This is a genomic window from Streptomyces pseudoechinosporeus (genome assembly GCF_054783935.1).
Genome location: NZ_BAAGPS010000012.1, coordinates 197,200 through 220,199 on the forward strand (window position 1 = coordinate 197,200; position 23,000 = coordinate 220,199).

Below are 23,000 nucleotides of genomic sequence, written 5' to 3' on the forward strand. Positions count from 1 at the left end.
CGTCCGCGGCCAGCCTAGCGATCGGTCACCGCCAGGCACAGGCCACGTGAGGGGCACAGTTCAGGAGGCGGGCGGTTCGGCCCCCACCAGCCACATCGAGAAGAACTGAGAGCCGCCGCCGTAGGCGTGCCCCAGCGCCCTGCGCGCCCCGTCGACCTGGTGTTCTCCCGCCTGGCCGCGAACCTGAAGGGCGGCTTCCGCGAAGCGGATCATGCCGGACGCACCGATCGGATTGGTGGACAGGACGCCGCCGGACATGTTGACGGGCAGGTCTCCGTCGAGTTCCGTCACTCCGGACTCGGTGAGTTTCCAGCCCTCGCCCTCGGCGGCGAAGCCGAGGTTTTCCAGCCACATGGGCTCGTACCAGGAGAACGGCACGTACATCTCGACGGCGTCGATCTCCCGGCGCGGGTCCGTGATCCCGGCCTGCTGGTACACGTCGGCCGCGCAGTCCTTGCCCGCCTGCGGCGACACGGAGTCCTTGCCCGCGAACATGGTCGGCTCGGAGCGCATCGCGCCGCCGTGCATCCAGGCGGGCGGCCGGGGCGAACGGGCCGCTCCCGCACGGTCGGTGAGCACCATCGCGCAGGCGCCGTCCGAGGACGGGCAGGTCTCGGAGTAGCGGATCGGGTCCCACAGCATGGGTGAGGACTGGACCTTCTCCAGCGTGATGTCGTGCTCGTGCAGATGCGCGTACGGGTTCTTGAGGGCGTTGCGGCGGTCCTTGTACGCGACGAGGGAGCCGACCGTGTCGGGTGCACCGGTGCGCCGCATGTACGCGCGTACGTGCGGGGCGAAGAAGCCGCCCGCGCCGGCCAGCAGCGGCTGCTGGAAGGGGATCGGCAGGGACAGGCCCCACATGGCGTTCGACTCGGACTGCTTCTCGTAGGCCAGGGTCAGGACGGTGCCGTGGACGCGGCCCGCGATCAGGTTCGTGGCGACGAGCGCGGTGGAGCCGCCGACGGAGCCCGCGGTGTGTACGCGCAGCATGGGTTTGCCGACGGCGCCGAGGGCGTCGGCGAGGTACAGCTCGGGCATCATGACGCCCTCGAAGAAGTCGGGCGCCTTGCCGATGACGACGGCGTCGATGTCGGCCCACGTCAACTCGGCGTCCGCCAGGGCACGTTGGGCGGCCTCGCGAACGAGTCCCGCGATGGACACGTCCCGGCGGGCGGCTACGTGCTTGGTCTGGCCGATCCCGACGACGGCCACGGGCTCCTTGCTCATCGGGCCTCCCCTTCGAGTACGGCGACCAGGTTCTGCTGCAGACAGGGTCCTGAGGTGGCGTGTGCGAGCGCGCGGTCGGACTCACCTCGGTGGATACGCGCGGCGGCCTCGCCGATGCGGATGAGCCCGGCCGCCATGATCGGGTTGGCGGCGAGCGCTCCCCCGGAGGGATTGACCGCGACGTCCTCGCTCAGCCGGAGCGCCTTGCGCAGGACCACCTCCTGAGAGGTGAAGGGCGCGTGCAACTCGGCGGTGTCGACGGGCCGTTCGAAGGCGCCGGCCTTCTCGGCCGCCAGCCGCGTGGACGGCGAGTCGGTCAGATCGCGCACGCCGAGACCGTGCGCCTCGATACGGTGATCGATCCCCCGGATCCAGGCGGGCCGCTCGCACAGCTCACGGGCCCGCTCCCCCGCCGCGAGGATCACGGCCGCCGCCCCGTCGCCGATGGGCGGGCAGTCCCCGGTACGGAGCGGACGTACGACGTACTCCCCCTGCGGCACCGAACCCCGCAGCTGCGCATGGGAGTTGACCCGCGCGTCCTCGCGGCTGCGGGCGGCGACCCCGGCGAGCGCGGGCTCGTCCGCGTGGCCCGCATCGATGAGTGCCTGCGCCTGAAGGGCGGCCAGGGCCACGGAGTCCGGCCAGAGGGGTGCCACGTAGTACGGGTCGAGCTGCCGGGTCAGCACATCGCGTACGGAGCCGGGTGAGGACTTGCCGTACGAGTACACCAGCGCGGTGTCGGCGTCCCCGGTGAGCAGCTTCGTCCAGGCCTCGTACAGGGCCCACGCCCCGTCCATCTCCACATGCGACTCGGAGATCGGCGGCCAGGCGCCGACCCCGTCGAGTGCCATGGTGAAGGAGAAGGCGCGGCCCGCGAGATAGTCCGTGGAGCCGGAGCAGGTGAAGCCGATGTCGCTGGTCTTCATGCCGGTCCGGTCGAGAACGTCATGCAGGACCGGCATGAGCATCTCCACCTCGGAGAGCTCGTCGCTGGTGCGCCGGTGATCGGTCTGCCCGAAGGCGACCACGGCTATCTCACGCATCACACCAGCTCCTTGTACGTCTCGTAGTCCGCGTCGGGCTCGCCGGTCGGCCGGTAGTGGTCGGGATAACGGCCGCCGTCCGTCCACACCGGCTCGACACGCAGCCCCATGCGCACCTGGTCGTAGGGGATGCCGCCGATACGGCCGTGCAGGGCGAGGTCGGCACCGTCGAGCGCGATGTGCCCATAGACGTACGGGACTTCGATGTCCAGGTTCTTCGCCTTGATGTTGACGATGCAGTACGTGGTGACCGTGCCGCCCGGCCCCACCTCGACCTCTTCCACTGTGGCCACACCACAGGTGGGGCACGCGCCCCTCGGCGGGACGTACACCTTGCGGCAGGACGGACAGCGTTCGCCGACGATCCGCCGGTCGGAGAGCGCGTTGATGTAGCCGGACTGGGCGCGGCCCGGCGAGTAGGTGTAGTCGAGGCGGGCGGGGGCGACGATGCCGGTCACCATATCCTCGAACTGCCCGTCGTGACCGGCGAGTTCAGGCGTCTCGAGGTTGTCGTACGGCTCGAAGCAGGCGATGTCCGTGATGGCGCCAGATCGTTCCTCGGCCCAGCGGATACGGACCCGCATCCCCGTGCGCACGGCGTCGGGGCCGGAGGCGTCCAGGGCGTGCAGGAGGGAGGTGTCGGCGCCGTCGAGTTTCACCAGGACCCAGGCGAAGGGGGTGTCCAGGGGCTGGCCGCGGCGGGGGGCGTGGTTCCAGGCCCAGGTGGTGACGGTGCCGGTGGGGGCCACCTCGATGAGGTCCCGGATCTCTTCGGAAGTGACGGGGTCGTACTCGACGGGCGGGACGAGGGTCCTGCCGTCGCCGGTCTTCACACCGAGGACGACCCGCTCGCGCAGGCCGGTGAGGAAGGCGCTCTGGACGGGACCGAGAGAGCGGGTGAAGGGGAACTCGACGACCAGGGGGGCTTTGAGGACTTCGGGCACGGGGTCTCCTCGGGGGAACGGGGGCAGCGCCCCTTTTAGGGGTGCGGGGCTGTGACATGTGCGGCGCCGCCGCGATGGGGGTCCCCCCGCTCGAGCGAAGCCGAGAGTGGGGGAGCGACCAGCGCCCTTTAGGGGCGCGGGGAACTGCGCAACCAGCCACAACGAACCCGCAGGTATCGAACCGCCTAACCAGCGGAGCTACTCGCGCCGATACACCGGCGGCCGCTTCTCGGCAAAGGCACGCGCCCCCTCCTTGGCATCGGCGGTGTCAAAAATCGGCCACCCCCGCTTGAGCTCAGCGGCCAGCCCATCGACCTCGGTCATCTCGGCGGCCTCGTACACGGAGGCCTTCACCGCCTCGACGGCCAGCGGCCCGCACGCGTTGATCTGCTCGGCGATGGCGAGGGCCTTCTCCAGGGCCGTCCCGTCGGGGACGACATGGCCGATCAGACCGATGTCGGCGGCCTCCTGAGCCGAGTACGGCCGGCCGGTGAGCAGCATCTCCAGCGCATGCGTCCGCGGAATCTGCCGCTGGAGCCGCACCGTCGAGCCACCGATCGGAAACAGCCCACGCTTCACCTCGAAGAGACCGAACGTGGCGGACTCCCCCGCGACCCGGATGTCGGTCCCCTGAAGCATCTCCGTACCGCCGGCCACACAGTGGCCCTCAACCGCGGCGATCACCGGCTTGCGCGGTCGATGATGGCGGAGCATCGCCTTCCAGTGCAGATCGGGGTCGGCCTTGAGCCGGTCGCGGTACTGCTGGCCCTCCATCCCCTTGCCTGCCAGCGCCTTGAGGTCCATGCCCGCGCAGAACACTCCGCCCGCGCCGGTGAACACGATCGAGCGGATCGCGTCGTCCTCGTCGGCCTCGACCCAGCCGTCGTACAGGCCGACCAGCATCGGCAGCGAGAGTGCGTTCTTGGCCTCGGGCCTGTTGAGCGTGAGCACCAGTGTGGCGCCTTCGCGCTGCACGGTGAGGTGTTCCGTCCCACCCATGGCGGTCCTCCTGTCTCGGGACGAGAACAGGTTGCAGTAGGCGCCGAGGCAGTTCAAGGGTTTTCTGACAGGCAGTCAGATTTCTTCTGCGCGGACCCTTCACAGTTGGGGCGGGCTTTGCTCTGATGACCGTCGAACCAAAGGACGCGCGCATCTCTTAGTCGTCTAGTCGCCTTGTCGATCGTTTGCCGGGGTCAGGAGGAGCGGTGGAGTACAACCTTGCCGACCTGTTCGAGTCGATCGTCGATGTGGTGCCCGACCGCGAGGCGCTCGTGTACATCGACCACCCCGGCACGGGAGCGGAGCGCCGCCTCACGTACGCCGAACTGGACGCGGCGGCCAACCGCATCGCGCACCACCTGATCGACAACGGTGTACGCCCCGGTGAGCATCTCGGGCTGCACCTCTACAACAGCGTCGAGTATCTGCAGACCGTGCTCGGATGCCTGAAGGCGCGGATCGTGCCGGTCAACGTCAACTACCGTTACGTAGAAGATGAGTTGGTCTACCTCTATCGTGACGCGGATCTGGTGGCCCTGGTCTTCGACGCAGAGTTCACCGAGCGGGTGGCGGCGGCGCTGCCGCAGGCGGAGAAGCTGCGGCATCTGGTGCGGGTGGGGGCCCCCGCGCCGGACGCTCCGCCACTGTCCGCGATGGACTTCACGGCGGCCGAGGCCTCCGGGTCCGCCGAGCGGGGCTTCGCGCCGCGCTCGGCCGACGATCAGTTCATCATCTACACCGGCGGCACGACCGGTATGCCCAAGGGCGTGATGTGGCGTCAGGAGGACCTGTTCTTCTCCGGCCTGGGCGGCGGCGCCCCGACCGGGGAGCCGGTCAAGAAGCCGGAGGAGCTGGCCGAGCGGGTCGCGGCCGGCGGTGACGGGATCACCTTCTTCCCCGCTCCCCCGCTGATGCACGGCACGTCGACCCTCACCGCCTTCATCGGCTTCAACTTCGGGCAACGTGTGGTGATCCACCGGAAGTTCGTGCCCGAGGAAGTCCTGCGCACCATCGAGAAGGAGAAGGTCACCAGCATGTCGCTGGTCGGCGACGCGATGCTGCGACCACTGATCGACGCCCTCAAGGGCCCGATGAAGGGCACAGATTGCTCGTCCATGTTCAGCGTCTCGTCCTCCGGTGCGATCATGTCGGACACGGTGCGCGAACAGTTCCAGGCGCTCATGCCGAACGTGCTGCTGCTCAACAACTTCGGTTCCTCGGAGTCCGGCTTCAACGGCACGGCGACCGAGGACTCCGGCCCGGACAAGGGCTTCCGGGTGCGCGTCAACTCCCGTACGCAGGTGGTGGATCCGGCAACGTACGAGCCGGTCGCGGTCGGCGAACCGGGCCGCGTCGCGCAGCGCGGACACGTCCCGCTCGGCTACTACAACGACCCCAAGAAAACCGCCGAGACCTTCTTCCAGAAGGACGGCGAGCGCTGGGTCCTCCTCGGCGACATGGCGACCGTCGACGAGGAGGGCGTCGTCACCGTCCTCGGCCGCGGCTCCCAGTGCATCAACACCGGAGGCGAGAAGGTCTACCCGGAGGAGGTCGAGCAGGCCCTCAAGGCCCATCCGGACGTGTACGACGCGCTGGTGGCCGGGGTGCCCGACGAGAAGTGGGGCAACCATGTGGCGGCGGTGGTGCAACTGCGCGACGAGGCGAAGCCACTGTCCCTGGACGACATCCAGACCCACTGCCGCGCCCGTCTCGCCGGCTACAAGATCCCACGCCAGCTGGTGATCACAGCCTCCATCCAGCGCTCCCCGAGCGGCAAGGCGGACTACCGGTGGGCTCGGTCGATGGCCGTGGAGGCCAACCGCTGAGCCTCCGGCCGCTACTTGGAGGGATTGGGCTGTGAGCCGTACGCGGTCAGGAAGCGGTCGCGGAAGGAATCCATCCGCCAGACCGGGGCGTCCGTGTCGGGCTTGAGACCGTCCGTCCAGTTCCAGTCGTCGATCTTGTCCAGTACGGACTTGTCCTGGGCGACGATCGAGATCGGCACGTCCCGGCTGGCTTTGTTGCCGCTGACCTTGGCCATCGGCTGGTGGTCGCCGAGGAAGACGAGCACGGTGTCCTTGCTGCCGTACTTCGTCACGTAGTCGATCAGGCTGGTCACGGAGTACTGGATGGACTTGCCGTACTCCTCCGTAGCCTTCTCGGAGTCGTAGAAGACGTCCCCGGGCTTCTTGCCGGCCTTCTGGATGTCCTTGTAGACGGAGCCGTCGCCGACCTGGTCCCAGGGAACCGTCTTGGGCAGGGGCGCCCAGGGCTGGTGGCTGGAGGTCAGGATGATCTGCGACATCAGCGGCTTGTCCTGCTTCTTGCCGTGCTCCAGCTCCTCGAAGGCCTTCAGGGCGTACTGGTCGGGCATCGTCGACCAGCTGAACTTGGGGCCCTTGTAGCCGAGGTCCCGGGAGTCGTAGACCTGGTCGAGGCCATAGAACTTGCCCTCCGGCCAGTTCTTCTGGACGCCCGGCATGACACCCACCGTCCGCCAGGCGCCGGTGCGCTGGAAGGCCCCGGTGAGGGTCAGGTGCTCGCCCGCGGTGACGACGCGGTAGCGGTTCTGGTTGTTGATCCACAGGCCCGACAGGAACGTGGAGTGGCCGAGCCAGCTGTTGCCGCCGTACGTCGCCGAGGTGAGCCAGCCGCTCTTGGCGGCGAACCCTGCCTTGGTCAGCTCCTCGTTCTTGGCGGTGAGGGTCGCGTTCACGCCCGGTGCGATGTCCTCATCCTCGATCGCGCTGCGGCCGTAGCTCTCGATGAAGGTGAAGATGACGTCCTTGCCGCGCAGATCGGTGAGCAGCTGGTCGCCCGGAGTGTTGCCGAACTTGTCCTTCTTGGCCTCCTTGGCGAACGCCGCCTCGTCCTTGATGGTGGCGCGCACCCGCTTCATACGGTCCTCGACGAGGGCGACCGTGCTTCTGGCGGCAAGCGGCGTGCCGGCGAGCTGGAGGCCGAGCGCCGCGCAGGTGACCCAGGCGGTTCCGACCAGCACGGTGGTACGGGTGGCCTTGTCGCGGTCGCGGGCCAGGACGTTGCTCAGCCGGAGCACCGCCAGCGTCATCGTGGCGAGTACGACCAGGACGAGGGCCACGACGCCGATGATGGCGGCGATCGTGCCGCCGGTGCCCATCGAGTCCTCGAGGTAGGCCTTCGTGTCGTCGAACAGAACCCAGTCGAGGACCACGTTGAATCCTCGGCCGAGGAACATGTTGAAGCCGATGTCGAGGAGGTTCAGCACGGTCAGCACGCCGAGGCCCAGACCGGCGAGGGCCGCCGCCACTACTCGTGGCCTGCGCGGCAGGAAGATCAGGATGCCGGCGCCGAGGATCGCCTCCACGGGGATGCGTACGAAGATTCCTGGCCGGAAGGCTTCGATCGAGGTCGGCATGAGGAGCGCGAAACACACGAGGCCGAGGGACAAGGCCGTGATCGCCCAGCCGACGTAGCGCGCCGCGACCGGGTGCCTGTGCCGCCAGCGGCGGGCGGTGGCGGGTTTCTCCGGGGCGTCGGACAGGGCGTCGGTCGGGGCATCCGTGGGGGCGTCGGCGTCGCTCGCGAGGGCCTTCTCCTCGGTGGCGGCTTCAGCAGGTTCGGCGCGTTCAGCGATGGCTTTCTCTTCGGCGGGTTCGGCGGGGGCTTCAGTGGTGGTGTGCGTGGCGGCGGGGCTTTCGTCGGCCTCGCCGTCCTGCCCAGAGGCCTCGGCAACGGCGTCATCAGGCGTGTCCGCCGGAGAAGGAACCTCCGGCGTCTGGTCCTTGTCCGGGGTTGTCCGGTCCGTGTCCGGCAGCTGAGGTGAGTTCGTGGTGCTCGACAACCCGGAGGTCCTTCCGTGCGTTTCCCGCTGGTGGCGCGGCGGACCGGGCCCGGGTGGTCGGGTCCGCCGAAATGTGTACGGCTCGTCGGCCTCGACCGTTCAATCACCTGGGGCGATGGTTCGGGCGGGCTCGTCCCGGAACTGGTCCCTGAGTTCCCGCTTGAGGATCTTGCCGCTCGCGTTGCGCGGCAGCTCGTCCACGAACAGGACCCGCTTCGGCGCCTTGAAGCCGGCGAGCTTCTCACGGGCGTACGCGAGAAGCTCTTCCTCCGTCACCTCACTCCGACGGACGACGACCGCGGTCACGGCCTCGATCCAGCGCTCGTCCGGCAGCCCGATCACCGCGACCTCGGCCACCGCGTCATGCGTGTAGAGCACATCCTCGACCTGCCGCGAAGCGACCAGTACACCACCGGAGTTGATCACGTCCTTCACCCGGTCGACCACGGTGAAGTACCCGTTGGCGTCGCGCACGGCGAGATCCCCGGAGTGGAACCAGCCGTCACGGAAGGCCCCGGCCGTCTCCTCGGGCTTGTCCCAGTAGCCCTCGCACAGTTGCGGCGATCGATAGACGATCTCGCCCCGCTCCCCGTCCGGCACATCCTTGCCGGACTCGTCCACGAGCCGCGCCTCGACGAAGAGCACCGGACGCCCGCAGGAATCCATCCGTCCCTTGTGCTCGTGCGGCCCGAGAACCATGGCCAGCGGGCCGATCTCGCTCTGCCCGAAGCAGTTGAAGAAGGCCAGCTTGGGCAGCCGCTCCTTCAGGCGTTCCAGTACGGGCACGGGCATGATCGACGCCCCGTAATACGCCTTGCGTAGCCCGCTCAGGTCGCGGGTGGCGAAGTCGGGGCGGTTCGACAGCCCGATCCACACGGTGGGCGGGGCGAACAGGCTGTCCGCCCGCCCGGTCTCGATCAGGTCGAAGATCTGCTCGGCGTCGGGCGCGTCGAGGATGGTGTTCCGGGCGCCGACCGCGAGATACGGCAGCAGGAACACATGCATCTGCGCCGAGTGGTAGAGCGGCAGCGAGTGCACGGGCAGATCGCCGGCGCTCAGATCGAGGGCGGCGATCGCACTCAGGTACTCGTGCACCAGCGCGCGATGCGTCATCATCGCGCCCTTCGGCGCGGCAGTGGTGCCCGAGGTGTAGAGCAACTGCACCAGGTCCTCGGTACGCGGCTCATCACCGTCGTACGGCGGCGTGGAGGCCAGCCGCGCGAGCAGCGAGTCGTCGGCGTCGCGCAGCGGCAACACTCGTACACCGTCCGGGAGTTGACCGGCGAGGTCCGGATCGGCCAGGACCAGAGTGCTGCCGGACTGGCCGACGATGTACGCGAGGTCGTCACCGGTCAGGTTCTGGTTGACCGGTACGTGCACCAGACCGGCCCGCGCACAGGCCAGGAAGCCGATCAGGTACGCGTCCGAGTTGTGACCGTAGGCGCCGACCCGGTCGCCGGGTGCGAGTCCCGTGTCGCGCAGCACCCGGGCGGCACGGGAGACGGCGTCGTCCAACTCCTCGTAGGTCCAGGTCCGTTCGCCGTAGTTGATCGCGACGCGGGCGGGGGTCCGGCGGGCACTGCGCCGCAGCACCCCGTCGACCGTCACATTGCGTCCCGCCGCCACCGTCATGACCCGCTCCTTCGCGCCGCTGTCCTGGCGCGATCCTCGTTCGGTGGCGCGAGCGGGTCAACTCGGGACGTGGCGGTGGCGGGCGTACAGGCGCGGGTAGGTGACCACGACGTCAGCTATACGGGCCGCGTATGCCCCTCCCAATACGGTTCCCGCAGCCGTCGCTTGTACAGCTTTCCGTTGGGGTCGCGTGGCATCGTCTCGATGAAGTCGACGCTCTTGGGCCGTTTGTAGCCGGCCAGTTGCCGTTCGCAGTGGCCGAGGATCTCGGCGGCCAGCGCCTCGCCCGGTGTGAAGCCGGGGGCGGGTTCGACGACGGCCTTGACCTGCTCGCCCCAGTCGTCGTGCGGGATGCCGAACGCGGCGGCGTCGGCGACGGCGGGGTGGGTGAGCAGGGCGGACTCGATCTCGGCCGGGTAGATGTTGACGCCACCGGAGATGATCAGGTCGATCTTGCGGTCGCGGAGGAAGAGATAGCCGTCCTCGTCGAGATAGCCGAGGTCGCCGACGGTGAAGAAGTCGCCGATGCGGTTCTTCTTCGTCTTGGTCTCGTCCTTGTGGTACGAGAATCCGCCCGTGCTCATCTTCATGTAGACGGTGCCGAGTTCACCGGGCGGCAGCCTGTTCCCGTCGTCGTCGAAGACGGCGAGTTCGCTGATGGGCCAGGCCTTGCCGACCGTGCCCGGCTTCTTCAGCCAGTCCTCGGCGGTCGCGAAGGCTCCGCCGCCCTCGCTGGCCGCGTAGTACTCCTCGACGCAGTTGCCCCACCAGTCGATCATGGCCCGTTTCACATGGTCGGGGCAGGGGGCGGCGCCATGGATGGCGTGCCGCATGGAGGAGACGTCGTAGCGGGCCCGCACCTCGTCGGGCAGCGCCAGCAGGCGGTGGAACTGGGTCGGGACCATGTGCGTATGCGTGCACCGGTGGGTGTCGATGAGGCGGAGCATCTCCTCGGGCGTCCACTTGTCCATCAGGACGAGGCGGTGGCCGATGTGCAGGGACGCGCCCGCGAACTGGAGCACGGCCGTGTGGTAGAGCGGCGAGCAGACGAGGTGCACATTGTCGTCGAACGGCTTGATCCCGAAGATGCCGAGGAAGCCGCCGAGATACGCCTCCTCGGGGAGCTTGCCGGACAGGGGGCGCCGGATGCCGCGCGGGCGGCCCGTGGTGCCCGAGGTGTAGTTCATGACCCAGCCGAGGGTGCGGTCGCCGGGCGCCGACTCGGGCTGTCCGTTGAGGAGTTGGGCGTATGGCCGGAAGCCCTCGACCGCACCGACCGCGTACCGCCGCCCCTGGGGCAGCTTTGCCTCATCGGCCGCGTTCCGTGCGGCGTCGGCGAACCGCTCGTGCGCGATGAGCACCTTGGCGCCCGAGTCGGAGACGATCCAGGCGATCTCGGGGCCGACGAGGTGGTGGTTGATGGGGACGAGGTAGAAGCCCGCCTGCTGGGCGGCGAGGTACGCGGTGAAGAACTCGACTCCGTTGGGCAGCACGACCGCGAAGGCGTCGCCGCGTTCGAGCCCGGCGGCACGCAGCCCGTGGACGAGGCGGTTGGTCTCGGCGTGCAGCCGTCCGGCGGTCCACTTCTCCCCGTCGGGGGCGATCAGGACCGTACGCTCGGGGTCTGCGGCTGCCTGGGCCCAGAAGCCGTTGGCGGAAGCATTGGGGGCCTGGGTCACTCCTCGCTCCTTCCAGCGATCCGGTTGATTCGGTCGACGGCCCGCTCGAAGCCGCGGGTGAGGTCGTCGAAGACGGCCTGGACACTGCGCTCGCTGTTCATCCGGCCGACGATCTGCCCGACGGGCGTGCCGAGCAGCGGCTCCACCTCGTACTTCTGGATCCGGGAGAGGGCTTCGGCGACCAACAGGCCCTGGAGCGGCATGGGGAGCGTGCCGGGCCCGTTCGGGTCGTCCCAGGCGTCGGTCCATTCAGTACGCAGCTGCCGTGCGGGTTTCCCGGTCAGCGCACGCGAGCGGACCGTGTCACCGGATCCGGCGGCGAGAAGTTTCCGGGTCACGGCACGCGAGTGCATATCGGCCTCGGTGGTGGTCAGCCACAGGGAGCCGAGCCACACTCCTTGGGCGCCGAGAGCGAGCGCGGCGGCCACCTGCTGTCCGCTGCCGATGCCGCCCGCCGCCAGTACGGGCAACGGATCGACGGCGTCCACGACTTCGGGCGTGAGCACCATCGACGCGATCTCACCGGTGTGTCCGCCCGCCTCGTAGCCCTGGGCGACGACGATGTCGATGCCCGCCTCCGCGTGCTTGCGGGCGTGCCGGGCGCTGCCCGCGAGCGCGGCGACAAGGACGCTCTGGTCATGCGCCCGCGTGATGACATCGGCGGGCGGTGAACCGAGCGCGTTGGCCAGCAACTTGATCGGATAGTCGAAGGCGACGTCGAGCTGGTTGCGGGCCACCTGCTCCATCCAGCCGGTGATACGCCAGCCGGAGGCCTCGCCCTCGGCGAGTTCCGGTACGCCGTACTTGGCCAGGGTGTCCTTGACGTACTGCCGGTGCGCCTCGGGGATCATCGCCTCGACATCGGCCTCGGTCAGTGTCTGATTGTTCGGGGCTTCGACCTTCTTGGCGGGCATGACGACATCCAGGCCGTACGGCATGCCGTCGACATGTTTCTCGACCCAGTCGAGGTCGCGTTTGAGGTCGTCGGGGGCGGTGTAGCGGACCGCGCCGAGCACACCGAATCCGCCGGCCCGGCTGATGGCCGCGGCGACGGCGGGGAACGGCGTGAAGCCGAAAATGGCGTGCTCGACTCCCAGTTTCTTGCTCAGCTCCGTCTGCATGGCCGCAGGATGCCGCAGTCCTCCGGACGAGGGAAGACTTTTTCTGATGCGCCGTCAGATTTCTGCGAGGTACGTCAGTTCTCCCTCAAGCGGGGCAAGATACTTTCAAGCGGCGACGACTCGCTACGGGAGGCTTCTCGATGACCGAAGACGCAGCGGGCAGAACGGGCAGAGCCAGCAGCGGCGGACTGACCCGTCGCCAACTCGTCGGAAAGACCCTGGCGTTGGGCGGCGCACTGGCCCTCGTGCCTTTCCCGGCGGGTCCCGCGTCGGCCGCGCCCGAGCACGGCCGGCCCACCCTGCGGCCCGGAACCCCCGAGCGGGCGGGCCTGCTCGCCGGGCATCTGCGTCAACTCGTCGCGGACGCCGAGAGGTTCCTCGGCCCCTCCCCCAAGTACCCCTGGTACGCGGGTGCCGTCTTACTCGCCGGACGCGGCGGCACCGTCGCCCTGCACCAGCCGATCGGCAAGGCCGTCCGCTACTCCGCGTACGATGAGAAGACGGACACCGGCGTGGAGTTCCCCGCCGAGCAGCGGATCCCGATGGCCGAGGACACGGTCTTCGACCTCGCCTCGGTCTCGAAGCTGTTCACCTCGATCCTGGCCGTGCAGCAGATCGAGCGGGGCGCTCTGGAGCTGGAGGGGAAGGTCGCCTCGTATCTGCCGGAGTTCGGAGGTGCGGGCAAGCAGAACATCACGATCCGTCAGCTCCTCACGCACACCTCCGGGTTCCGCGCCTGGATCCCGCTCTACAACGCGCCGACGTACGAGGAGAAGCTCCAACTCATCTGGAACGAGGCGCCGGTCGACCCGCCGGGCACCAAGTACCTCTACTCGGACCTCAATCTGATCTCGCTCCAGCTGGTCCTGGAGGAGATCACCGGTCACCCTCTGGATGCACTGCTCCGAAGCGAGATCACCGCTCCACTCGGGATGCACCGCACTCGCTACAACCCGCCCGCCTCCTGGAAGCCGAAGATCGCCGCCACGGAGGACGCCCGCAAGCCCTGGTCCGGGATCGACCGCGGCCTGGTGTGGGGCGAGGTGCACGACGAGAACGCGTACAGCCTGGGCGGGGTCGCGGGCCACGCGGGCGTCTTCTCCACGGCGTGGGACCTCGCGGTCCTGGGCCGTACGCTCCTCAACGGCGGCTCGTACGGCAGGGCCCGGATCCTGGAGCCCGAGTCGGTGGAGCTGATGTTCACCGACTTCAACACGGCCTTTCCCGGCGACGAGCACGGCCTCGGCTTCGAGCTCTACCAGCACTGGTACATGGGCGCGATGGCCACCCCGCGCACCGCAGGGCACACCGGTTTCACCGGCACGTCGATGGTCCTCGACCCGACGACCGACTCCTTCCTGATCGTGCTCGGCAACTCCGTTCATCCCGTACGCAGTTGGCGATCCGGCTCCGCTCCCCGGGTCGCCGCCGCGAACAATCTGGCACGGGCCGTCCCGGTGCGGCCCGCGCGAGGGCGTACGGCCTGGTTCTCCGGCATGGCGACCGCGACGTCCGCGACGCTCACGCTCCCCGCGCTCGCCGTCCCCACCGGCGGCCGGCTGCGCTGCGCCCTGTGGTGGGACACCGAACCCCGGTCGGACGCCCTGTTCCTGGAGTCCTCGGCGGACGGCGGCACGACGTGGCAGCCGGTCCCGTTCACGACGCGGCGCCACGGAGAGGGGGCACAGGAACATCCGGCGGGTTCGGTGACCGGCTGGTCGGGCCGGGCCTGGCACCGGCTCACCGCGGACCTCGCTGCGGCCCCCCAGGTCCTGCTGCGGTGGCGGTATACGACGGACCAGCTCTACGTCGGCCGCGGCGTGTACGTGGACGCTCTGCGTGTCGAGGACGGCGACCGCGTCGTCTTCGACGAGTCCAGACCGGCGGACGCAGCACGCATAGCGGCGGCGGGCTGGACGCCGTCCGACAACTGATCAGAAGCCCTCACCCCCGCTACTGATCCTCCAGCACCGCCATCGCCGCGTTGTGCCCCGGCACCCCGCTCACTCCGCCGCCCCGCACGGCGCCCGCGCCGCACAGCAGGATGTTCGCGTGCCGGGTCTCCACGCCCCAGCGGCCGGTGCCTTCCTGGGCATAGGGGAAGGCGAGGTCGCGGTGGAAGATGTTGCCGCCGGGCAGCCTCAGGTCGCGTTCCAGGTCGAGGGGGGTCTTCGCCTCGATACAGGGCAGGCCGGCCGCGTCCGTGGCCAGGCAGTCGGCGAGCGGTTCGGCCAGGTGGGCGTCCAGTTGGGCGAGGGTCGACTTGAGCAGTTCTTCGCGTACGGCGTCGTTGTCGTGGGCGAAGAGCCGGGCCGGTGTGTGCAGGCCGAAGAGGGTGAGGGTCTGATAACCCTGCTGGACCAGATCGGGGCCCAGGATCGTGGGGTCCGTGAGGGAGTGGCAGTAGATCTCGGAGGGCGGTGCGGCAGGCAGCTCGCCGGACGCTGCCTGTGCGTGGGCGGTCGCCAACTGCTCGTATCCCTCGGCGATGTGGAAGGTCCCGGAGAACGCCTCGCGGGGATCGACGGAGGGGTCGCGGAGTCTCGGCAGTCGCTTGAGCAGCATGTTCACCTTGAGCTGGGCGCCCTCGGCGGGGGCGGGCGGCTCCTCGCCGGTGAGGTTCGCGAGTTCCTGGGGCGAGGCGTTCACGAGGACGTGCCGGGCCGCGACGACGCCTTCTCCGTCCTCGGTCCGGTACGTGACCTCGGCGGCGTGTCCGTCGCTCTGCACCCGGACCACGTCGTGCCCGGTCGCGATGACGGTGCCCGCGGCGCGGGCGGCTCCGGCCAGCACGTCGCTGAGGGCGCCCATGCCGCCGACCGGTACGTCCCAGTCGCCCGTGCCGCCGCCGATCACGTGGTAGAGGAAGCAGCGGTTCTGCCGCAGGGAGGGATCGTGGGCGTCCGCGAAGGTGCCGATGAGCGCGTCGGTGAGCACGACGCCGCGTACGAGATCGTCGGCGAAGGTCTCCTCGACGGCCACACCGATCGGTTCCTCGAAGAGAACCCGCCAGGCCTCCGCGTCGTCGATGCGGCTGCTGAGTTCGTCGCGCGTGGGCAGGGGCTCGGTGAGGGTGGGGAAGACCTGCTTGGCGACGCGGCCGGTCATGGCGTAGAAGCGCCGCCAGGCCCGGTACTCGCGGTCCGAACCGGTGAGCCGCGCGAAGGCTTCGCGGGTGCGCCGTTCGCCGCCACCGACGAGCAGTCCGGTCGGCCGTCCTTCGCGTTCGGCGGGCGTGTACGAGGACACGGTGCGCCCGCGCACCCGGAAGTCGAGGCCGAGATCCCGCACGATCTTCCGGGGCAGCAGGCTGACCAGGTACGAGTACCGGGACAGGCGTGCGTCGAGCCCGGCGAACGGCCGGCTGGACACGGCGGCGCCCCCGGTGTTCCCCAGCCGTTCCAGTAGCAGTACGGACTTCCCCGCGCGGGCCAGGTAGGCGGCGGCGACCAGACCGTTGTGGCCACCGCCGACGATCACAGCGTCGAATTCCTCGTGTCCCTTGAGTGCAGGCATGCCCCTTCGTAACACGCGGTGATCTGGCTCGGCCAGAGATACGCGGCAGGCGGCGGGCACCCGAGCGGGGCACTGGCCGCACGGCTCAGCGGCCTCACGGCTTCAGTGGCCGGACGCCCGCTGCCGCAAGGCCGCCACCCTCCGGTAGAGCTCCACCGCCTCCGCGCCGCGGCCGAGTTGTTCCAGGCAGTGGGCCTCGTCGTTGCGGCTGGCGAGGGCGTCGGGGTGGTCGGCGCCCAGGACCTGTTCGCGGGCGGTGGCGACGCGGCGGTACTCGGTGAGGGCGTCGGCCCAGCGGCCGAGCCAGCCGAGGCCGACGGCGACCTCGCGGCGGCTGACCAGGGTGTCCGGGTGATCGGCGCCGAGGACGCGCTCGCGGATGGCGCACACGTCGCGGGACTCCGCGAGTGCCTCCTCCCAGCGGCCGAGCCGGCCGAGGTTGACGCAGAGGCCGTGCCGGGCGCGCAGCGTCTCGGGGTGGGCGGGGCCGTGGACGCGGGTGCGGTCGTCGATCAGGTCGCGGTACAGCGTCAGGGCCTGGGCGCTGCGGCCGAGCCGACCGAGGCTGATGCCGACCTCGTAGCGCGCGGCGAGCGTGTCGGGGTGGTCGGGTCCGAGGGCCCCCGCACGGGCCTCGGCGACCTCCTGGTAGGTCTGGAGCGCTTCCGGCCAGCGGCCCAACTGGCCGAGCGCGTAGGCCACTTCGTACCGGGTGACGAGGGTGTCGGGATGGTTCGGGCCGAGCACCCGCGCGCGGGCCGCGGCCACGTCCAGGGCCATGCGGTACGAGTCCTCCAGGCGCCCGAGCCTGCTGAGGTTGAAGGCGAGGTTGTGGCGGCAGCGCAGGGTGTCGGGGTGGTCGGATCCCATGGCGCGCTCCCGGGCGGCGAGCACCGTCGTGTACGCCTGGTGCGCCTCGAAGTGGCGGCCCAACTGCCCCAGTACGTACGCCATTTCCTGCCGCGCGGCCAGCGTGTCCGGGTGGTCGGGCCCGAGGACGCGCTCCCTGGAATCGGCCACGCGCGTGTACTCGCGCAGCGCATCGGCGGGGCGGCCGGTGCGGCTGAGGGTGAAGGCGACCTCGTACCGGCTGGCGAGGGTGTCGGGGTGGTCGGGTCCCAGCGCGTGCTCGCGTTCGGCCGCGACCGCGCGGTGCACCTCGCCCGCCTCCGCCCAGCGGCCGAGGCGCCCCAGGCTCAGGCCCGCGTTGTGCCGGCCGGTGAGGGTGCTGATCAACTCCGGTGAGGGAGTGGGCCGTTCGACCTGAACGGGCTCCCGGGCGAAGCGGGTGTCACTGCGGGCGATCCAGTCACCGGTCAGGCCCGCCGCGGCGTCCGGCGGCGTGGTCCGCAGGCCCGCCCCTGTCGCCTTGTGGCCGGTGGTCATGCCGCGGGTCCAGGAAGGCAGTCGCGGTTCGCCGGCGGCAGCCGGCTCCGGCGCCTGACGGCGCACGGGAGGAGAGGCCACGGTCGGCACGTACGCCGGTGTGGTGCGGGCCGCGCTGATGCGGTGGCTCAACTCGCGGGCATTGTGCGGGCGTTGCTCGGGCTCCTTGGCCAGCAGGTGCAGGATGATCTCCTCGACGTACTCGGGGAGTTCGGCGCGGTGGCGGCGCGGCGGCTCGGGAGGCGTGTCCCGGTGGCCTACGAGTACGGCCCAGGCGTCGTCGAGGTCGAACGGCGGCGCCCCGGTGGCGATCTCGTACAGTACGCAGCCGAACGAGTAGAGGTCGCTGCGCTCGTCGACGGTCACGCCGCTGATCTGCTCCGGCGACATGTAGTGCGGGGTGCCCATCGCGATGCCCGTGCCGGTGAGGCGGGCCGTGAAACCGATGTCGTGGCCGAGGCGGGCTATGCCGAAGTCGCAGATCTTCACCGTGCCGTCGGTGAGCCGCATGATGTTCGCGGGCTTCAAGTCTCGGTGCACGATGCCCTGTTGGTGCGTGTAGGCGAGAGCGGCGGACACCTGGTCGGCGATCTCCACGACGTCCGCGACCGGCAGCGGATGATGCTTGTTGTCCTCCAGGAGCTGGCTGAGGTTCCGCCCGTCCAACAGCTCCATGACGAGATAGAGCACGCCGTCGGACTCGCCGAAGTCATGGACGACGGTCACCCCGCGGTGCTGAAGGGCGGCGGCCACGCGGGCCTCGCGCCTGAACCGCTCTCTCAGGACACGGGTGAAGGACTGGTCATGATGATGGCCCAGTGGTTTGAGGCACTTGACGGCGACCTGTCTGCCCAGCGACTCGTCGCGCGCACGCCACACCTCGCCCATGCCGCCGCGACCGATCAGGTCGAGCAGCCGGTACCGGCCCTGGATCAGCCTGGTCTCCCCCATTTCCTGCGACCGCCCCCGTCGTGTGTCCCCGCCCTCCCCTGGCCCGTCCAGTATGGCGAGCTATCGTCCGAGTTTGTACGGGGCCGGTCGGGAGCCGGGGCCGAGCCGTGACATGGCGCGGATAATGTGCTTGGGCGGGAGTTGCCAGCGCACGCGTGCGGGAATCCTGCGCAACATGATGCCGGTGAAGCGCAGTTGAAGGTTCACCGCCTCGCGCGACGGTGCGGATCGTCCGTACAACTCATGGGCGAACGGTGGCAGTGAGGCGTACGCCACCTCTGCCACGCCCCGCCACAGCAGTTCGCGTGCCGGGACGAGCAGCGCGGGCGTCGGCGGCCGGCGCAGGAAGTCGTCGACGTCCCGTGCCTCGTCTCCGGCGGCCAGCTCGGGCCGTATCTTCTCGAAGTACGCGGCGAGTCGGTCCTGGTCGGCGGGTACGTCCTCGGGGTCGAGGCCCACCAGCCGGGCACTCTCGCGGTGTTCGCCGATATAGCGGTCGGCCTGCGCGTCCGTGAGGCGGATCCCGGAGCGGCGCGCGACATCGAGGTAGGAGTCGATCTCGGCGCAGTGCACCCAGAGCAGCAGCTCGGGTTCGTCGATCCGGTAGCGCTCGCCCGTGTCGGGGTCGGTCGCGGTGAGCATGGCGTGGATCTTGCGGACCCGGGCGCCTGCCTTCTCGGCCGCCTGAGTCGTGCCGTACGTCGTCGTCCCGACGAAGTTGGCCGTACGCATCAGCCGGCCCCAGGCGTCCTTGCGAAAGTCGGAATTCTGCATGACGCCGCGCACCGCGCGCGGGTGCAGGGCCTGGAGGTAGAGCGCGCGGACTCCGGCGACCCACATCATCGGGTCGCTGTGCAGTTGCCAGGTGACCGAGTCGGGGCCGAAGAGTCCGGGGTCGCCCATGTGATCCACGTTCACGCTGCCAGTGTGACCAGGCCATGGCGCTTTGGTACAGCGTCTGCGACAAGGAAGGCGATGGACCGACTGAGGATGGGCGCTTCAAAAGTCTGCACGAAAAGCGGAGGAGCACTGGATCACCTACGTAGAAAATGGAAAAAACTTCTGCAATAACGCGCATGAAGATGATTGTGTTTGACGAGTAGTGTCTAGCGCGTGCTGGCTGAGCGACGACACCAACTGATTCTGCGAGTTCTGCGCTCGGGCTGAACAGCGGAAGCGGGCGCTTCTGACGGGGCTCAGGGCATCGTTCTCACACCTCGGCCACCTCGACTCCGGCCGCCTGCAGTGCGCTGCGAGTCGCCGGGTCCGTGGGCGCGTTGGTCACCACCAGGTCGAGGCTGTCGGGCCCGCACACCCGGGCCATACCGGTGCCGGGGAACTTTCCGGCGTCCGCCACCAGTACCACCTGTTCACTGGCGGCGATCATGGCCCGCTTCACCGGTACCTGCACGGAGGTGGTGTCCAGGACCTGGCCGTCCGGGCGAATGCCGCTGGTGCCCAGGAACAGCCGGTCGGCGTGGATCTGCCGGAGATTGTCCTCGGTGAGGAAGCCGGCCAGCGAGCGGTAGTTGCGCCGGACGGCTCCGCCGAGCATCACCAGCCGGACGCACGGATCGTCGGCCAGTTCCTCGTACACGGCGAGACTGCTGGTGATCACGGTGAGGTCGCGGCCGCGCAGGCGGCGTGCCAACCGGTGTGTCGTGGTGCCGATGTCGAGCAGGAGGATCTCACCGTCGCTGACGAGGTCGGCGCACTTGTCCGCGAGGGTGTCCTTCGCCGCCGCCCGTACGGTTGCCACCTCCGTGAAGGGTTCGTCTCCGCCCTCGGTCGGCATCGCGCCGCCGTGGACCCGTCTCAGCAGGCCCTCGTCCTCCAGTTGTGCCAGGTCACGGCGGATCGTCGCCTGACTCACACCCAGCCTCTCGGCGAGGGCGACGACGGCGGTCGGGCCGTCCGAGCGCAGCGCTCGCAAGATCCATTCATGTCGGCGGTCGGGAACCATGGCGGTCACTCGATCCTCCAAGTTCAATCAAACTCACGCAGGATGGAGATTGAGTCTTGCCAGACCTGCGCACAAGGTGCAAGCTTCTGCGTACTTCGAGCAGATGTAATCACTGCACCGGTACTTCCTGAGCAAAAGGCAGCAGGCTGCCACTCGCCGTCGGCGGCTCCGGGGAGGGGAAGCGCTCATGCCTCACGCCCTGCGACACCACAGCCCTGAGAACCGGTCCCGGTCCCACGGCGGGACCGCGCCCGCCAGGAGCGGCTCGAACCGGCCGGCGCACGGGGCGCCCGCCGGCCCGACGCCCCCGGGCCCGGGCGGATCCCTGTCCCGGACACAGCACGGCCGGTGCCCGGGTGAAACGCCCGCGGTCACCGATCACGTCGAACAGTAGGAGAACGAAAGTGGATCTGTCCCGTAGACGGTTCGTCCAGACGGCCCTGCTCGTCGCGGCGGGCGCCGGAGTCACCGCCGCGTGCGGCGGCTCGGACAGCGGCAGCGGTACGAAGGACGGCAAGGACCTGACCCTGTGGTACTGGGGCGGTGGCCTCAGCGACAAGGTCGTGGCGGACGCCAAGAAGCAGTTCACCGACGTGACGCTGAAGTCCTCGGTCATCGGCGGCACCTTCAAGCAGAAGCTGCTCACCACGATGAACGGCCGCAGCTTCGTACCGGACATCACCGGGATCAAGGGCGAGGACATCGCCTCCTTCCTGCCCAACGCCAACCGGTTCATCGACCTCAACACCCTGGGGGCCGACAAGATCGCCTCGGAGTACCTGGGCTGGAAGCTGAAGCAGGGACAGACCCAGGACGGCAAGCAGATCGGCTTCCCGATCGACATCGGTCCGACCGCGATGTACTACCGCGAGGACATGTTCGCGAAGGCCGGACTGCCCACGGATCCCGCCAAGGTGGCCGCTGAGATATCCACTTGGGAGGACTACTTCGCGATCGGCGCCGAGATCCAGAAGGCGTATCCCAAGGCGTTTCTGCTCAACAACATGACGGCCGTCTTCGACATGTCCCTCGGTCAGGGCAGCAAGCGCATGATCGACGAGGACAACAAGTTCATCGGCGACCAGGAGCACGTCCGCAAGTGCTGGGACCTCGCCGTGCGCCTCTACGAATCCGGCGCCGACGCCAAGATCAACGATGAGAGCCTGAAGGCCGCCGTGGCCGACGGGTCCGTGGCCACCCAGCTGGGTGCCGCCTGGATGGCGCTGGACGTCAAGGACATGGCACCGGACACCGCGGGCAAATGGCGGGTCGCTCCCCTGCCCGGCGGGCCCTCCAACATGGGCGGCTCCTTCCTGGCCCTGCCCAAGGAGTGCCGTAACCCCGAAGTCGCCTTCGAGATCATCAAGTGGCTGCTCAGCCCGGAGAACCAGGGCCGCGGCTTCACGGACGCGGCCCTGTTCCCCTCGGCCCCGGCCGCCTATGAGCTGCCCGCCCTGACCGAGGGCGACCCGTTCTTCGGCGGTCAGAAGACGATCGAGGTGTTCGGCCCGGCCGCCGAGAAGGTTCCGGCCTTCTACGAGGCTCCGGCCAACGCGGCGGTGGCCGTGCCGTACTACAACGAGCTGACCAGCATCGAGTCGAAGGGCAAGAAGCCGGACGACGCCTGGAAGGACGCCGTCGAGCAGGCCAAGCAGATCGCCAAGCAGCAGGGCGTGAGCTGACGTGGCAGCACCCCCCACGGCCGGACCCGCCGCAGCGCCCGAGGTTCCTCAGAAGCACCGCCGGATCGACCGGAGTACCGGACGGCCCGCTCGGCGCCGGGGGCTGCGGCGGCTTCTGTCCTTCTGGCCGCAGTACGTGGCGGTGTCGCCGTTCTTCCTGCTGTTCCTGACCTTCCTGTTCTTCCCGATGATCTATTCGCTGTACCTGGCGTTCCAGCGCTGGGACGGCATCGGCGAGAAGACCTTCGTCGGGTTCGACCAGTTCCGCTTCCTGCTCGACGACCCCACTTTCTGGCTGGCGCTGCGGAACACCCTGGTGATCTGGGTGTTCGCCACGTTCCCCATGCTGTTCATGGCGCTGGTTCTGGCCACCCTGCTGAATTCCACGCGCCGCCTCACCAGCTTCTACCGCGTCGCCTACTTCGTACCGAACGTCACCTCTGTGGTCGCGGTCTCCATCTTCTTCTTCTCGGCCTTCAGCGACCGGTACGGCGTCGTCAACGCGGTATTGCAGGCGGTGAACGTGCCGTCGGTCCCCTGGCTGAACAACGAGTGGACGATCAAAGCGGTCATCGCGATGCTGATGACCTGGCAGTGGACCGGCTACAACATGATCATTTACCTCGCCGGCCTGCAGGCGATTCCCTCAGATGTCTACGAGGCGGCCAAGCTCGACGGCGCGGGGCCGGTACGGACCTTCTTCTCCATCACCGTTCCGATGATGCGCCCGATCATTCTGTTCACGGTGATCATCTCGACGGTCAACGGCCTGCAGAGCTTCACCGAGCCCCAGGTCCTGTTCGGCAGCAACGCGGCCAACAATCCGAATTCTGGCGGCCCGGGACAGGCCGGACTGACCACACTTCTGTACTTCTACCACCAGGCTTTCGACAACAACAACTTCGGTTATGCCGCCGCGATCGTGTGGGCTTTCTTCCTGGTCATCCTGCTGTTCGTGGTCATCAACTGGCGCGTCGTCCAAGGAAGGAGGAAGGTGTGAAGGCACTCCGTGTCCGCCGGCCCACGACCGTCAG

General features: G+C 69.0%; 16 protein-coding genes. 4 read left to right on the plus strand and 12 right to left on the minus strand.

Features of this window, described 5'->3' with window-relative positions:
- Positions 1 to 60: 60 nt before the first annotated feature.
- From ACYVO6_RS18530 to ACYVO6_RS18545, 4 genes are all read right to left on the minus strand, one after another.
- On the minus strand, positions 61 to 1,227 hold the full coding sequence (locus ACYVO6_RS18530; RefSeq protein ID WP_461062497.1) for a thiolase domain-containing protein: 1,167 nt from the start codon (positions 1,225 to 1,227) through the stop codon (positions 61 to 63).
- A complete protein-coding gene (locus ACYVO6_RS18535) occupies positions 1,224 to 2,270 on the minus strand; it encodes a thiolase domain-containing protein (protein ID WP_461062498.1) in 1,047 nt (348 codons plus the stop codon). Before ACYVO6_RS18535 ends, ACYVO6_RS18530 begins: the two co-directional genes overlap by 4 nt.
- Positions 2,270 to 3,214 (minus strand): Zn-ribbon domain-containing OB-fold protein, encoded by a 945-nt coding sequence (locus ACYVO6_RS18540; protein WP_461062499.1) that lies wholly within the window; start codon positions 3,212 to 3,214, stop codon positions 2,270 to 2,272. The genes ACYVO6_RS18535 and ACYVO6_RS18540 overlap by 1 nt, the downstream gene beginning before the upstream one ends.
- A 198-nt stretch (positions 3,215 to 3,412) precedes the next feature.
- Complete coding sequence (locus tag ACYVO6_RS18545) at positions 3,413 to 4,213, minus strand: crotonase/enoyl-CoA hydratase family protein (RefSeq protein ID WP_461062500.1); 801 nt, start codon at positions 4,211 to 4,213, stop codon at positions 3,413 to 3,415.
- 206 nt (positions 4,214 to 4,419) lie between these two features.
- On the opposite strand from ACYVO6_RS18545, the gene ACYVO6_RS18550 reads away from it, so the two are divergent.
- Entirely contained in the window at positions 4,420 to 6,039 is a 1,620-nt protein-coding gene (locus ACYVO6_RS18550) for an acyl-CoA synthetase (protein ID WP_461062501.1), read from the plus strand.
- Between the two features lie 11 nt (positions 6,040 to 6,050).
- On the opposite strand, the gene ACYVO6_RS18555 is transcribed toward ACYVO6_RS18550, so the two are convergent.
- The 4 genes from ACYVO6_RS18555 to ACYVO6_RS18570 form a co-directional block, all read right to left on the minus strand.
- Positions 6,051 to 8,036 (minus strand): sulfatase-like hydrolase/transferase, encoded by a 1,986-nt coding sequence (locus tag ACYVO6_RS18555; RefSeq protein ID WP_461062502.1) that lies wholly within the window; start codon positions 8,034 to 8,036, stop codon positions 6,051 to 6,053.
- A gap of 99 nt (positions 8,037 to 8,135) precedes the next feature.
- Positions 8,136 to 9,668 carry an acyl-CoA synthetase gene (locus ACYVO6_RS18560; RefSeq protein WP_461062503.1) on the minus strand — a complete coding sequence of 511 codons (1,533 nt, stop codon included), beginning with the start codon at positions 9,666 to 9,668 and terminating at the stop codon, positions 8,136 to 8,138.
- Positions 9,669 to 9,784: 116 nt separating this feature from the next.
- Complete coding sequence (locus ACYVO6_RS18565) at positions 9,785 to 11,347, minus strand: acyl-CoA synthetase (RefSeq protein WP_461062504.1); 1,563 nt, start codon at positions 11,345 to 11,347, stop codon at positions 9,785 to 9,787.
- Positions 11,344 to 12,468 carry a nitronate monooxygenase gene (locus tag ACYVO6_RS18570; protein ID WP_461062505.1) on the minus strand — a complete coding sequence of 375 codons (1,125 nt, stop codon included), beginning with the start codon at positions 12,466 to 12,468 and terminating at the stop codon, positions 11,344 to 11,346. Before ACYVO6_RS18570 ends, ACYVO6_RS18565 begins: the two co-directional genes overlap by 4 nt.
- A 140-nt stretch (positions 12,469 to 12,608) precedes the next feature.
- On the opposite strand from ACYVO6_RS18570, the gene ACYVO6_RS18575 reads away from it, so the two are divergent.
- Entirely contained in the window at positions 12,609 to 14,402 is a 1,794-nt protein-coding gene (locus ACYVO6_RS18575) for a serine hydrolase domain-containing protein (protein ID WP_461062506.1), read from the plus strand.
- 19 nt (positions 14,403 to 14,421) lie between these two features.
- Here ACYVO6_RS18575 and ACYVO6_RS18580 read toward each other — a convergent pair whose 3' ends face one another.
- The 4 genes from ACYVO6_RS18580 to ACYVO6_RS18595 all read right to left on the minus strand — a co-directional run bounded on the left by ACYVO6_RS18580 (position 14,422) and on the right by ACYVO6_RS18595 (position 20,284).
- On the minus strand, positions 14,422 to 15,984 hold the full coding sequence (locus ACYVO6_RS18580) for a phytoene desaturase family protein (RefSeq protein ID WP_461062507.1): 1,563 nt from the start codon (positions 15,982 to 15,984) through the stop codon (positions 14,422 to 14,424).
- Positions 15,985 to 16,086: 102 nt separating this feature from the next.
- On the minus strand, positions 16,087 to 18,321 hold the full coding sequence (locus tag ACYVO6_RS18585; RefSeq protein ID WP_461062508.1) for a serine/threonine-protein kinase: 2,235 nt from the start codon (positions 18,319 to 18,321) through the stop codon (positions 16,087 to 16,089).
- A 60-nt stretch (positions 18,322 to 18,381) separates the two neighbouring features.
- Positions 18,382 to 19,224, minus strand: a complete 843-nt coding sequence (locus ACYVO6_RS18590) for an oxygenase MpaB family protein (RefSeq protein WP_461062971.1) — start codon at positions 19,222 to 19,224, stop codon at positions 18,382 to 18,384.
- A gap of 307 nt (positions 19,225 to 19,531) precedes the next feature.
- Complete coding sequence (locus ACYVO6_RS18595; protein ID WP_461062973.1) at positions 19,532 to 20,284, minus strand: DeoR/GlpR family DNA-binding transcription regulator; 753 nt, start codon at positions 20,282 to 20,284, stop codon at positions 19,532 to 19,534.
- 404 nt (positions 20,285 to 20,688) lie between these two features.
- On the opposite strand from ACYVO6_RS18595, the gene ACYVO6_RS18600 reads away from it, so the two are divergent.
- Positions 20,689 to 21,966 (plus strand): ABC transporter substrate-binding protein, encoded by a 1,278-nt coding sequence (locus ACYVO6_RS18600; RefSeq protein WP_461062509.1) that lies wholly within the window; start codon positions 20,689 to 20,691, stop codon positions 21,964 to 21,966.
- A 64-nt stretch (positions 21,967 to 22,030) separates the two neighbouring features.
- Positions 22,031 to 22,966 carry a carbohydrate ABC transporter permease gene (locus ACYVO6_RS18605; protein ID WP_461062975.1) on the plus strand — a complete coding sequence of 312 codons (936 nt, stop codon included), beginning with the start codon at positions 22,031 to 22,033 and terminating at the stop codon, positions 22,964 to 22,966.
- Positions 22,967 to 23,000: the final 34 nt, after the last annotated feature.